At 64.0% G+C, this 13,060-nt stretch carries 11 protein-coding genes; 8 read left to right on the top strand and 3 right to left on the bottom strand.

Annotated elements, in window-relative coordinates; translation table 11 throughout:
* Nucleotides 1-24: 24 nt before the first annotated feature.
* The gene (locus G8O24_RS16925; protein ID WP_188101151.1) at nucleotides 25-1,092 is read right to left on the bottom strand and encodes an endo-1,4-beta-xylanase; all 1,068 of its coding nucleotides are present in this window, start codon (nucleotides 1,090-1,092) and stop codon (nucleotides 25-27) included.
* 100 nt (nucleotides 1,093-1,192) lie between these two features.
* Nucleotides 1,193-2,281 carry a glycosyltransferase gene (locus tag G8O24_RS16920; protein WP_188101260.1) on the bottom strand — a complete coding sequence of 363 codons (1,089 nt, stop codon included), beginning with the start codon at nucleotides 2,279-2,281 and terminating at the stop codon, nucleotides 1,193-1,195.
* Between the two features lie 304 nt (nucleotides 2,282-2,585).
* Between G8O24_RS16920 and G8O24_RS16915 the strand changes: the two genes are divergently transcribed.
* The 8 genes from G8O24_RS16915 (at nucleotide 2,586) to G8O24_RS16880 (ending at nucleotide 11,962) form a co-directional block, all read left to right on the top strand.
* Nucleotides 2,586-4,019, top strand: a complete 1,434-nt coding sequence (locus tag G8O24_RS16915) for a lipopolysaccharide biosynthesis protein (RefSeq protein ID WP_188101150.1) — start codon at nucleotides 2,586-2,588, stop codon at nucleotides 4,017-4,019.
* 247 nt (nucleotides 4,020-4,266) lie between these two features.
* Nucleotides 4,267-5,499, top strand: a complete 1,233-nt coding sequence (locus G8O24_RS16910; RefSeq protein WP_188101148.1) for a branched-chain amino acid ABC transporter substrate-binding protein — start codon at nucleotides 4,267-4,269, stop codon at nucleotides 5,497-5,499.
* Nucleotides 5,500-5,612: 113 nt separating this feature from the next.
* Complete coding sequence (locus G8O24_RS16905) at nucleotides 5,613-6,560, top strand: branched-chain amino acid ABC transporter permease (RefSeq protein WP_188101146.1); 948 nt, start codon at nucleotides 5,613-5,615, stop codon at nucleotides 6,558-6,560.
* Entirely contained in the window at nucleotides 6,557-7,849 is a 1,293-nt protein-coding gene (locus tag G8O24_RS16900) for a branched-chain amino acid ABC transporter permease (RefSeq protein WP_188101144.1), read from the top strand. Before G8O24_RS16905 ends, G8O24_RS16900 begins: the two co-directional genes overlap by 4 nt.
* Complete coding sequence (locus G8O24_RS16895) at nucleotides 7,846-8,595, top strand: ABC transporter ATP-binding protein (RefSeq protein WP_188101142.1); 750 nt, start codon at nucleotides 7,846-7,848, stop codon at nucleotides 8,593-8,595. Before G8O24_RS16900 ends, G8O24_RS16895 begins: the two co-directional genes overlap by 4 nt.
* A complete protein-coding gene (locus G8O24_RS16890) occupies nucleotides 8,595-9,290 on the top strand; it encodes an ABC transporter ATP-binding protein (protein ID WP_188101141.1) in 696 nt (231 codons plus the stop codon). The genes G8O24_RS16895 and G8O24_RS16890 overlap by 1 nt, the downstream gene beginning before the upstream one ends.
* A gap of 215 nt (nucleotides 9,291-9,505) precedes the next feature.
* Entirely contained in the window at nucleotides 9,506-10,726 is a 1,221-nt protein-coding gene (locus G8O24_RS16885; protein WP_376708115.1) for an ABC transporter substrate-binding protein, read from the top strand.
* Between the two features lie 12 nt (nucleotides 10,727-10,738).
* Nucleotides 10,739-11,962 (top strand): CaiB/BaiF CoA transferase family protein, encoded by a 1,224-nt coding sequence (locus G8O24_RS16880; protein ID WP_244645879.1) that lies wholly within the window; start codon nucleotides 10,739-10,741, stop codon nucleotides 11,960-11,962.
* 23 nt (nucleotides 11,963-11,985) lie between these two features.
* Here G8O24_RS16880 and pstS read toward each other — a convergent pair whose 3' ends face one another.
* The gene (gene pstS / locus G8O24_RS16875) at nucleotides 11,986-13,038 is read right to left on the bottom strand and encodes a phosphate ABC transporter substrate-binding protein PstS (protein WP_188101137.1); all 1,053 of its coding nucleotides are present in this window, start codon (nucleotides 13,036-13,038) and stop codon (nucleotides 11,986-11,988) included.
* Nucleotides 13,039-13,060 lie beyond the last annotated feature (22 nt).

The following is a 13,060-nucleotide window of genomic DNA, read 5'->3' as shown; positions in this document are numbered from 1 at the left end:
GAAGATGCGCTAGCCACGCAGGCCCTACGCATCCTTGGTGAATTTGTTGATCACGTCCATGAACGGCTTGGGCTTGAACTCGCCGTCGAGCGGCAGCGGCCGGTTCGGCTGCTTGTCCTTGCGCGCGAAGGTGCCGTTGATCCAGCTGTAGCGGTCGGAAATGCCCCAGGTCAGGATCGACCGCACCGGTCCGCTGGTCGCGATCGCCGTCAGCAGGTCGTCGACGCGTTTGGCGACGACGGCGTCGCGCTCCGCGGGACTTCCCGTCAGCTTCTGGTCGTCGACGTCGAGCTCGGTGACGAAGACTTCCAGGCCCCACGAGCGGACTTCGGTGACGAATTCGGCGAGCCCGTGCGTGTCGATCTCGAGCTCGGCATGCAGATGCGATTGCAGTCCGACCGCATGCAGCGGCACGCCCTGATCCAGCAGCTCCATGATGAGGTTGCGGTAGGCCGCGCGCTTGGCGATGAACGAGTCTTTCGCCGACTCGATGTCGTACTCGTTGATGGCGAGCTTGACGTAGGGATCGGCCGCGGCCGCGGTGCGGAAGGCCAGCGGAATCCAGTGGTTACCGAGATGCTGCGTCCAGAACGTGTCGCGCCGGTCCGTGACGCCTTTGGGATTGTCAGGAATGGGCTCGTTGACGACGTCCCACGAGGTCAGCTTGTCCTTGTAGTAGGAGACGACGGTCGAGATGTGATCGACGAAGGCGCGCTCGACGCCTTTCGAGTCCTTGATCTGCTTCGTCCAGTCAGGAATGTCGTGATACCAGGCGAGCGCGTGTCCGCGCATGGTCAGATCATTCTTCTGCGCGAAATCATAGATGGCGTCGGCTCGCTCGAAAGCGAAAGTGTGCGCGTCCGGCCGCAGCATCGGCCATTTCAGTTCGAGCACCGGCACCACTTGGGTGCAATAGGTGCTGATGGCCTCGCCGAGCCGCGGATCGGCTTGCAGGTCCCAGAGCGTGGCGGCGGCGCCATAGCCCTGATGGCGCTGGGCCAGTTTCGACACGGGGACCGCCGATGCGGTCGCGCCCGCCGCGAGCGTGGCGGCGCCGCCGAGCAGAAATTTGCGTCTGTCGAGCTTTGTCACGTGGTTGCAGTCCTTTCGGAACCAACGCGCCAATGTACCAAGCGGCGCCTTGTCGCGCCGCGGTTTCCCCGTGTTGGGTTAACTTTGGCGAACCGTGCCGTCAGCGCCCCTGACGCCGCATCACCGCTTCGGCGATGGCGTAGTAGTGCAGGGCGCCCTTTTCCAGGGTGAGATTGTCCATCACGTAATCGCGAGGTGCAAAGTCGCCGGCGCTCACATGCGACCAGAAGTCGCTCCAGCCGGCGATGAAGCTGGCGGCATCGAGGAACGTGCTGCCGCAGCGTGCGTCGAAATAGGGCACCGAGGACACGCCGCCTTCATATCTCACCCGATCCGGATAATAGTCCGGATCCTGCCACGGGCCGCCGCGATCCCAGGCGAACACCGGAACGCCACTCGACAGCGCCTGCTGACAGGCAATGCCCTGGCTTTCGTGCTCGCAGAGGAAAACCATGCTGCGGCAGCGCGCCAACGCCGCCTTGTAATCGTCTTCCTTGTAATGGCCGTAGCGGATCACTTCGACGGATCGGCCGCTCGCTTCGAGATCCTTCCGGATCGGGTCGATCAATCCGCTCTCGTAGCGCTCGTGGGCCCATCGCACCTTGTCGTAGAGCAGCACGTCGACACTCTTCTGTGCGGCCGGCGTCGGCGTCCACAGATCGGTCTCGATGCCGACCGGCCAGACCTCGACATGCGGCCAGTACGGCCGGCACATCTGCGCGTACCAGTCGCAGGGCACCAGGATGGTCCTGGCGTGCAGGTCTTTCAGATGGTTCGGTGCATCGACCGGATGGTTGTACATGGCGACGCCCAGCAGAAGCGGGTTCTTCCATTCGAACCAGTCGAGCACGAAGGGGCGCCCGATGATGCAGGCGAGTTCCTCCGGGTGCTTGCGGATATAGCCGTAATCGTTGACGCGATAGCGGATCCCGACCCTGTCGAGGCCGGCACAGAGGTTGAGGAATACGCGCCGCTGGCCGCTGATCCAGGACTTGCCGAGCAAAACGCGCCGTAGCAGCGGCCGGACGTGTCGGTCGCCGGGAAACCAGCGGTCGTCCCGCTCCTCGAAGAACAGGTTGAGCGTCATCCGCCCGGTTCCGTCGACGGGGGCCGCCGGGACCAGGGACGCATCTGTGCCGCCATGGGGCAGGGAGGCCGGATTTGCCCTGATACGCTCGACAACGTCCATCTTGGTCACGTCCACGCATTATCTGAAGGGCGGGCGGCGTCTTGAAATCATGGTTTCTTTTCGGTGATCGCGTCGGCCCGTTCAAGAACAGGGCAAATTTAACGCTAACGCGCGAAAGCGGCGGAGACGCCCCATTCGGCAGCCGATCTGCAGACTTAAATGACTATCTTGGGAGATGCTGCGGCGCGGTCCGATCGCCAAACCTTTCGTCACAAGCCTATCGTCACCAAGCCTTTGATCGTCACGCCAAGGTCCAACTGATTAACGGCGGCTCGATTTTTGAGGCTGCTGGTCCCGTGCACGCATGCTAAATCGCCATTTCTCCATCTATCTCGTCGCTTACATCCTGCCTGCGGCGGTGGGCTTCTTTGCGGTCACCGCCTACACGCGGCTGCTGACGCCGGCGGAGTATGGCCTCTATGTCGTCGGCATCAGCATTGCCGGCATCTTGGGCGCGATCTTCTTCGCCTGGATCAAGCTGTCGGTGTCGCGCTACCAGGCGATGTCGGCGGAGGTGGATTTTCGTGGAACGGCGATGGTCGCCTTCGCGCTGACCGTCGTCGCCATGTGCGCCGCGACCCCGCTGGTGTTCCTGTTTCGCAGCGACGTCAGTGTTGGGCTGGTGCTCGCGAGCATGTTCGTCGCTATCATGTCGAATGCGGTCGATGTCGGCCAGGAGTTCGAGCGCGCCAAACTGCGCCCCTATCGCTTCGCGGCGATCTCGATCGTCCGCAGCGTGTCGAGCGTGGGCTTCGGCCTGCTCGGGATCTGGCTCGGCTGGGGCGGCATGGGCCTGCTCGCGGCGTTCGGCCTCGGCTCGCTGGCCGGTATCATTCTCAATCTCGTCGGCGATCGCACCCGGATCGCGGGCTTTTCGCGCAGGCAGTTCATGCAGCTGGCACGCTATGGCCTGCCATTGACGCTGGCCGGACTTTCCGTCGCAATCTATTCGGCCAGCGACCGGCTCATCGTCGCCTGGCTGCTTGGCAAGGATGCCGCCGGCATTTTCGGCGTCGCCGCCGATCTGCCGCGCCAGTTCATGGTCATGATCGCCTCCAGTGTTGCCGCGGCCACCGTGCCGCTGGTTTTCCGCTCGCTGGCGGAGAACAACGAGACGACGCGGGAGCGGCTGAACGAAAGCCTCGAATTGCTGCTTGTCGTCGTCGCGCCCGTCGCCGTCTGGCTCGCGCTCGCGGCCGATCAGGTCGCCGGCACCCTCGTCGGCGTCGATTTCCGCGCCGGCGTCTCGGCCCTGCTGCCGACGCTGGTGCTCGCCCGCTTCTTCGGCATTGCCAATCAATTTTACGTCCAGATCAGCTTCCAACTCGCCGAGCGGCCGTTCATGCTGGCGGCGCAGTCGTTTCTCACGCTGGTCGTGAGCGTGGCGCTGATGTTCGCGCTGGTCGGGGCTTACGGCATCTACGGCGCGGCGCTGGCGACGTTCGCGACCGAGGCGATCGGCTTTGCCGTCGCTGTCGCCCTGATGCATCGCGCCCATCCCGTGCCGTTCGATATCATCAGGCTCGTGGGAGTTGCGGCATCCGCCGCGGCGATGGCGGGCGCGATCCTGATCGCGCGCTCGCAAATCAGCGGCACCGGCATCGTGGCGCTGATCGGCGTCAGCATTGCCGGCGGTGTCGCCTACGTCGCTGCGGCCTGGCTGCTCAATGTCGCGAACGTGCGGACGCTGTCACTGCGCTTCCTGCGGACGTTCAATCGGAAGGCGCTGGGCGTCTGACTGCCCGAAAAAGCGGCCCGGTCCAAAGCGAAGCCTGCCGGGTTTTCCCGTTGCGCTCTATTCCTTGTCGCGGAATGTCGCGGACGGGCTGGGCCGCCGCACCACATTTCATGCTGGCTGCCCCCGGCGACGGTCTGTTGCGCTTGAAAAGCAAGGTTCGTTCTGCTCATTAGGGCGATGAAATTGCGCTGCATCATGCGCAAAAGCCCCATCGACTAAAGTCGATAGCCAGCGAGGAAACAAAATAATGCGCAAGCTTACTTTGGCCATTGCCGTGATCACGCCGATGCTTGGTCATGCAGCGTCGGCCGAGGACACCATCAAGATCGGCTATATCGATCCGCTCTCGGGCGGCGGCGCCAGTGTCGGCGAGGGCGGTCTGAAGACGTTCCAATATCTGGCCGACGAGATCAACGCCAAGGGCGGCATTCTCGGCCACAAGATCGAGATCCTGCCGCTGGACAACAAGACCAATCCGCAGGAAAGCCTGGTGCAGGCCCAGAAGGCGATCGACGCCGGCGCCCACTACATCACGCAGGGCAACGGCTCCTCCGTCGGCGCAGCGCTCTCGGATTTCGTCACCAAGAACAACACGCGCAATCCCGGCAAGGAAGTTCTGTACTTCAACTACGCCGCGGTCGATCCGAGCCTGACCAACGAGAAATGCAGCTACTGGCATTTCCGCTGGGATGCCAGCTCCGACATCAAGATGGAAGCGCTCACCAACTACATGAAGGACGTCCCGTCGATCAAAAAAGTCTATCTCATCAATCAGGACTATTCGTTCGGCCAGTCGGTGCGATCAGATGCGCGCAAGATGCTGGGTGCGAAGCGGCCTGACATCCAGATCGTCGGCGACGAGCTGCATCCGCTGCTCAAGGTCACCGATTTCTCGCCCTATATCGCCAAGATCAAGGCATCCGGCGCCGACAGCGTCGTCACCGGCAATTGGGGCCAGGACATTGCGCTGCTGCTCAAGGCCGCTGCCGATGCCGGCCTGAAGGTCAACTGGTACACCTATTATGCCGGCGGCGCCGGCGGTCCCACCGCGATCAAGCAGACCGGTCTCGACCACCAGGTCTTCCAGATCACCGAAGGCTTTGCCAATTCGGGGAACCAAGCCGCGATGGATTTCGAGAAGGCGTTCCGCGCCAAGGTCAATTTGTCGCTTTGGTACCCGCGTGCCGTCAACGAGATGCGGATGTTCAAGGCGGCGGCCGAGAAGGCCAACTCGATCGATCCGATCAAGGTCGCAGCAGCGCTCGAGGACCTGAAGTTCGAGGTTCTCGACGGGGGCCAGGGCATCATGCGCAAGGACGACCACCAGTTTTTCCAGCCGATTTACATCTCCTCCTTCGGCAAGCTGGCCGCGAACGAGCCGTTCGACGAGGAGAACACCGGCTGGGGCTGGCATCTGGTTTCGAAGGTCGATACGCCGCAGGCCATGGTCTCCACGACCTGCAAGATGGTGCGCCCGTAATCACGAAGCCTGCCGTTGTCCCGCGGCCGGCCGCGGGACGACGGCGGGAGGACTGCGCTTGATCGGACGATCTTCACCGGGGCCATCGGGCCCCGGCCATAGGCGAGTGGGCTGTGCTTGAACTCATTGTCATTTCGACCCTGAACGGTGTGCTATTCGGCATGCTGCTCTTCCTGCTGTCGAGCGGGCTCACCGTCATCTTCAGCATGATGGGCGTGCTCAATTTCGCGCATGCCAGCTTCTACATGCTCGGCGCCTTCTTCGGCTTCCAGCTCACGAAATGGATCGGCTTCTGGCCGGCGCTGGTGCTGGCGCCGCTGCTGGTCGGCGCCATCGGGATGGTGGTGGAGCGCTACGGCCTGCGCAACACCCACAAGCACGGCCACGTCGCCGAACTCTTGCTGACCTTCGGCCTGGCTTTCGCGATCGAAGAGATCGTCTCGATGATCTGGGGCAAGAGCCCGCTCGACTACCGCGTGCCGGCCTTGCTTGATTTCCCGGCCTTCACGATCTTCTCGACCAACTATCCCGCCTACAAGATCTTCATGCTGGCCGTATCGGTCGTCATTTTCGTGGCGCTCCTGATCGTGCTCAAGCGCACCCGGGTCGGCCTGATCGTGCAGGCGGCGCTGACGCATCCGCACATGGTCGGGCATCTCGGCCACAATGTCGGGCGCGTGTTCATGGTGGTGTTCGGCGTCGGCAGCGCGCTGGCGGGCCTTGCCGGCGTCATCGCGGGTCCCGCGCTGGTGACGCAGTCCGACATGGCGGCGGCGCTCGGGCCGATCCTGTTCGTGGTCATCGTGTTCGGCGGCCTCGGCTCCTTGCCCGGCGCCTTCATCGCCTCGCTCGTCATCGGCCTGGTGCAGACCTTTGCGGTTGCGCTGAACGGCTCGCTCGCGAGTGCCTTCGGCCCGCTCGATCCCTCGGCGGGACCCTCCGTTCTTACGGACATCTGGAACGTCACGATCGCGCAGGTCGCGCCGATCGTTCCATATCTGCTGCTGGTGATCATTCTGATCGTACGCCCCATGGGCCTGATGGGGACGCGTGAATCATGACCACAGCCGCGACTTCGACCTCCAAGATGGCGGCAGAGCCTGCCGGCGGTAGCCTGCGCTTCTACGGCGTCTGGCTGCTCGGCATCGTCATTTTGATCGTGCTGCCGATGATCTTCTCCTCCGGCGGCTCCCTCACCTCGTTCAGCCTGATCGGCATCGCGATCGTGTTCGCGCTGTCCTACAACATCCTGCTCGGCCAGACCGGCCTGTTGTCGTTCGGTCACGCCGTGCATTACGGCCTTGGCGGCTTCGCGGCCTGTCACATGATGAATGCGGTGGTGTCGCATGGCTGGCCGATCCCGCTGCCCTTCATCCCGCTGTTCGGCGGCATAGGTGGTCTCGCATTCGCGATGATCATCGGCTGGGTCATGACCAAGCGTGCCGGCACGGTGTTCGCCATGATCTCGCTCGGCATCGGCGAACTGGTGGCGTCGTCTTCGCTGATCCTGCGCTCCGTATTCGGCGGCGAGTCCGGCATCACCACGGACCGCACCGCGCTGCCCAAATTGCTCGGCTGGTCGTTCGGGCCGCAGCTCCAGGTCTACTATCTCATTGCCTTCTGGCTGGTGCTGTCGGCGGTCGCGATGTACGCGCTGACGCGGACGCCGCTCGGGCGGATCTGCAATGCGGTCCGCGACAATCCGGAGCGCGTCCAGTTCATCGGCTACGATCCGCATGTGGTCCGTTACTTCGCCTTCTGCTTCGCGGGCTTCTTCGCCGGCATCGCCGGCGGTCTCGCCGCGATCAATTTCGAGATCGCCAACTCCGCCTATCTCGGCGCGATCCAGTCCGGCCTTGTGCTGTTCTCGACCTTCATCGGCGGCACCGCCTTCTTCTTCGGCCCGATCCTGGGGGCGATCCTGGTGACCTATCTGCAGCTCGGGCTGACCAACCTCACCACGGCCTGGCAGCTCTATTTCGGCATCATCTTCATCGGCATCGTGATGTATTCGCCGGGCGGCATCGCCGGCCTGTTGATGATGCACCGGCCGCTGATCCGCGCCGGAACGTTATGGACCGTGATCCCGTCCTATTTCGTCGCTGTTGTGCCGACGGTCGCGCTGGCCTGCGGCGTGATCCTGACGATCGAGACCGTCGCGCGCTTCTCCGGCGGCGATCCCATCAACATGTTCGGCATCGCCTTTCGTGCGACGTCGCCGGTGACATGGCTCACCGCGGCAATTCTCGTCGTCGGCGGCTTCTTCGTCGCGCGGCTGACCTGGCGGCGGATCGCTGAGGCATGGGATCGTGCCGCCACGGTCGCACGTGACCGGGGGTATCTGGCATGACCGCAGCCATCGAAGTCCGCGCCGTCGAAAAGCGCTTCGGCAATGTCGGCATCATCCGCGACCTCAATCTGAGCGTCGCCAAGGGGGAGCGGCACGCCATCATCGGCCCGAACGGCGCCGGCAAGTCCACGACCTTCAACCTGATCAGCGGCCACATCAAGCCGACCTCGGGCGAGGTGAGGCTGAACGGCGACCTGATCTCGGGCTTGCGGCCGTTCGAGATCAACCGCCGCGGCCTGTCGCGCTCGTTCCAGGTCACCAACGTGTTCGCGCGCATGACGGTCTGGGAGAACGTGCGCTGCGCCGTGCTGTGGGCGACCGGGCATCGCTATGCGTTCTGGAAGAACGTCGACAGCCTGCCCGAGGTGCGCCAGCGCACCGCGCAGATCCTGGACGACATTCATCTCACGCACCGGCGCGACGTTCCGGCCGGGCTCCTGACCTATGCCGAGCAGCGCGAGCTCGAGATCGGGATCACCATCGCGGGCGGCGCCACCGTCGTCATGCTGGACGAGCCGACCGCGGGCATGAGCCACGCCGAGACCGATCGCGCGGTGTCGCTGATCCGGCGGCTGACCGAGGGCAAGACGCTCGTGATCGTCGAGCACGACATGAGCGTCGTGTTCGGCCTTGCCGACCGCATCTCGGTGCTGGTCTACGGCCACATCATCGCCTCGGGTACGCCGGAAGAGATCCGGCGCGATCCCAAGGTCAAGGAAGCCTATCTCGGCGAGGAAGCGCACTGATGCTCGAGGTCAGGGATCTCCACGCCTATTACGGCAAGAGCCACATCCTGCAGGGCGTCGACCTCGACGTCGCCGCCGGCGAGGTCGTGAGCCTGTTGGGACGCAACGGCGTCGGCCGCTCCACCACGGTCAAGGCGATCATGGGCGAGGTCGCCCCGCAAGGCACGATCCGCTTCAAGGGCAGGGACATCGCAGGCCTGCCCAGCTACAAGATCGCGCGCCTTGGGCTTGGCTATGTCCCCGAACATCGCGACATCTTCCCGAGCCTGACCGTCCGGCAGAATCTCCTGCTCGGCATCAAGGACACCCGCCGTCCCGGCAAATGGCGGCTGCAGGACATGCTCGACATGTTCCCCAATCTCGCCGCGCGCGCCGACACGGCCGCCGGGGTGCTGTCCGGCGGCGAGAAGCAGATGCTGACGACATGCCGCACGCTGATGGGCGATCCCGATCTGATCATGATCGACGAGCCGACCGAGGGCCTCGCGCCGCTGATCGTGCAGCAGGTCGGCGATCTCATCGCCCGCATTGCACAGGCCGGCGTTGCCATTCTCCTCGTCGAGCAGAAGCTCTCGATCGCGATGCGCATCTCCAAGCGCGTCTACATCATGGGCCACGGCCGCGTCGTGTTCGAGGGCACGCCCGACGAGCTCAAGGCCAATGCCGCCGTGCGGCAGGAATGGCTCGAGGTCTGACGCGGCGGTCCGCCGGTCGACCGGCAGCATATAACCGCTGCGGTTCGCGCATACGCATCTGAATTCTACGCTACATCTCACGCCCGCCAATCGAGGTATCGTCTGCCTCGCCGTCATCGCAAACGATGCGGCCGATGATAACCAAGAACAGAAGTGGAGGACGTTGACCGCGGCCTTGCCGGCCTGCGCGTCGATGCACTCCGCCGGGGAAGGAGATGCCGCGCATGGCCGGCCAACGATTCAAGTTCACCGGCGGAGCCGTCGCTCTGCTTGCCGTTCTCGGCACTGCCCCGATCGCCTCGGCCGGAAATTACGACACCGGTGCAACCGACACCGGCATCAAGCTCGGCCAGACCATGCCCTATTCGGGACCGGCGTCCGCCTATTCCGCGATCGGCCGCGCCGAGATCGCCTATTTCAAGATGCTGAACGACAAGGGCGGCATCAACGGCCGCAAGGTCGAGCTGCTGAGCATGGACGACGCCTATTCGCCGGCGAAGACGGTCGAGCAGACCCGTCGTCTCGTCGAGAGCGACGAGGTCTTGGCGATGTTCTCCTCGCTCGGGACCGGCCCGAACATCGCGGCGCAGAAATATCTCAATGCCAAGAAGGTCCCGCAGCTGTTCCCGTCGAGCGGCGCCAGCCGCTGGAACGACCCGCAGCATTTCCCCTGGACCACCGGCTCGCAGCCGACCTACCGGACCGAGGGGCGGATCTACGCCAAGTGGATTCTGGCAAACAAGCCCGACGCCAAGATCGCGGTGATCACGCCGAACGAGGATCCCGGCCGCGATTATCTCGCGGGCTTCAAGGAAGGCCTCGGCGAGCACGTCAATCAGATCGTGTCGGAAGCGGTCTACGAGACCACGGACGCGACGGTCGATTCCCAGATCGTCAAGTTCAAGGCCGCCGGCGCCGACGTGCTCTTCAACGAGTGCACGCCGAAATTCGCAGCGCAGGCGATCAAGAAGGTTGCCGAGCTCGGCTGGAAGCCGCAGATCATCGTTCCGGCCGTCTCCAATTCCGTCGGGTCGGTGTTGGCGCCGGCCGGCCTGGAGAATTCCGTTGGCATCGTCACCGGTGCCTTCCTGAAGGATCCCGGCGATCCGCGCTGGGAGAATGATGCCGGCATGAAGGCCTGGCGCGAATGGATGAAGACCTACAATTCCGGCGCTGATCCCGCCGACATCTTCAACGTCACCGGCTACACCATGGCGCAGATGATGGAGCTGGTGCTGCAGCGCGCCGGCAACGACCTCACGCGCGCCAACCTGATGAAGCAGGCGCAGTCGTTCAAGGACGTCGAGCTGCCGATGCTGCTCCCCGGCATCAAGCTCAACACGTCGGCCGAGCAGGTGACGCCGATCCGCCAGTTGCAGATGGCGCGATTCAATGGAAAATCCTGGGAGCTGTTTGGCGACGTGCTCGGCGAATAGGCTTTGGGCATCATGATTGCGCCCTCCAACCACAGTGAAGCGACGATGGCACCATCAGGCCCCCTCAGCGGTATCCGTGTTCTCGATCTGACGAGCGTGCTGTTCGGTCCCTATGCCGCGCAGATGCTCGGCGACTGGGGCGCCGATGTCATCAAGATCGAACCGCCCGCCGGCGACACCTGGCGCTACACCGGCCTGTTCCGCAACCGCGGCATGAGCGGCCAGTTCATGGCGGTCAACCGCAACAAGCGCAGCCTCGCGCTCGACCTGAAGCATCCCGGCGGCAAGGCGGCGCTGGCCAAACTGATCCCGACGGTCGACGCGCTCGTCACCAATGTGCGCCCCGCGGCGATGGCGCGGCTCGGCTTCGGTTACGCCGACTGCGCAAAGCTCAATCCGCGGCTGATCTACGCAGCCGCGACCGGTTTTGGCCAGGACGGCCCCTGGGCGGCGCGACCTGCATTCGACGAGATCATTCAGGCCGCCTCGGGCCTGGCCTCATCGATCGGATCGGACGACGAGCCGAAATTCGTTCCGAGCCTGATCGGCGACAAGATCTGCGCCATGGCGATGGTCGGGGCGGTGTCGGCCGCGCTGTTCCGGCGTGAGCGCACCGGGCAGGGGCAGATGGTCGAAGTGCCGATGCTGGAGACGATCGCGGGTTTCAACAGCATCGAAATGCTGGGTGGCCATGCCTTCGATCCCCCGATCGGTCCCACCGGCTACAAGCGCATGAAGAACCGGCGCCCGGTGAAGACCAAGGATGGCTGGCTGACCATGCTGCCCTATTCGGGCGACAATTGGTGCGCGTTCTTCGAGGCCGTCGGCCGCCCGGAGCTGATCGAGGAACTCGGCGTGCGCGACCCCGTGCTGCGCTCCCAGAATATCGACAGGGTCTACGACCGCATGAGCGAGATCGGGCCGACACGCACGACTGCGGAGTGGGAGGAGCTGCTGCTGCGCCTCGACGTGCCGCACACGGCTTTTGCGCGTCTCACCGAGATCACCGAGCAACCACATCTTTCGGCGGTCGAACTGTTTGCGGAGATCGATCACCCCACGGAAGGTCGCATCCGGCAAGCGCGGCCCGCGACAAAGTTCTCCGAAAGCCCGGCTGGCATCCACCGCATGGCGCCGCGCCTCGGCGAGCATTCACGCGAAGTGCTGCTCGAGGCGGGCCTGAGCGATGCCGAGATCGAAGCGCTCATTGCGGACAAGGCCGTTGGCGCGCCGTAGGCCGGCGCGCCACTGCTTGCGTATTATCGCTTGCTGCCGGCGGACGCCGTCATGATTGCCGGCCCAAGGCTCTGCTGCCAGTACATCTCGATCTGCAGGACCAGGGCTTGCGGCAGCGGAACGTAGTTGAGCGTTTCGGCCTGCGTCTTCCCGCTCTCCAGCGACCAGCGCACGAAATCGATCGCTGCCGCCGACCGCTCCGGAGATTTCGGCTGCTTCGGCATCACCACGAACGTGGTGGCGGTGATCGGGTAGGCATCCTCGCCCGGCGCGTTGGTGAGGACGAGGTGGAAATCCCTGTCCGCGGTCCAGTCCGCGCTCGAGGCGGCCGCCTGGAACGATGCCGCATCGGGCACCACGAAATGGCCGGCGCTGTTCTGCACCACGCCGAACGAGATCTTGTCGAGCCGCTGCAGCGCATAGGCATATTCGAGGTAGCCGATCGCGCCGGGCACCAGGCTGACGAGCGAGGCGACGCCGTCATTGCCCCGGCCGCCGAGGCCGCCCGGCCATTCGACCGACGTGCCTTCGCCGACGCTGCTCTTCCATTGCGGGCTGACCTTGGAGAGATAGTTCGACCAGTTGAACGTCGTGCCGGAGCCGTCAATGCGATGCACGACGGTGATCGGGGTGCTCGGGAGTTTCAATTCGGGATTGATGTCGCGAATCGCCGGATCGTTCCAGGTCTTGATCCTGCCGAGATAGATGCCCGCGAGCACCTCGCCGGTGAAATGCATCTGGCCCGGCTTGATGCCGTCGATGTTGACGACAGGAACGACGCCGCCGATCACTATTGGAAACTGGATCATGCCGAGCTTGTCGAGTTCCCGGGGATCCAGCGGCATGTCGGTGGCGCCGAAATCGACGGCGGCCTTCTTGATCAAGCCGATACCGATGCTCGATCCCACCGCCTGATAGCTGACGGTGTTGCCGGTCTTGGCCTTGTAGGCATCGATCCATTTCGCCATCACGGGCGAAACGAAGGTTGAACCTGCGCCCGTGGTCTCGGCGGCGAAGCTCGGCGTCGCGACGAGAAGGGCGGTGAGGACGATTGGGAGTGCGAAATGTTTCTTCATGCACGCGAAGCTAGCAGCGGGC

Source organism: Bradyrhizobium campsiandrae (assembly GCF_014529705.1).
In the GTDB taxonomy this organism is placed as follows: domain Bacteria; phylum Pseudomonadota; class Alphaproteobacteria; order Rhizobiales; family Xanthobacteraceae; genus Bradyrhizobium; species Bradyrhizobium campsiandrae.
Note: the sequence above shows the minus strand (reverse complement) of the source record. Positions and strands in the feature narration are given on the sequence as shown.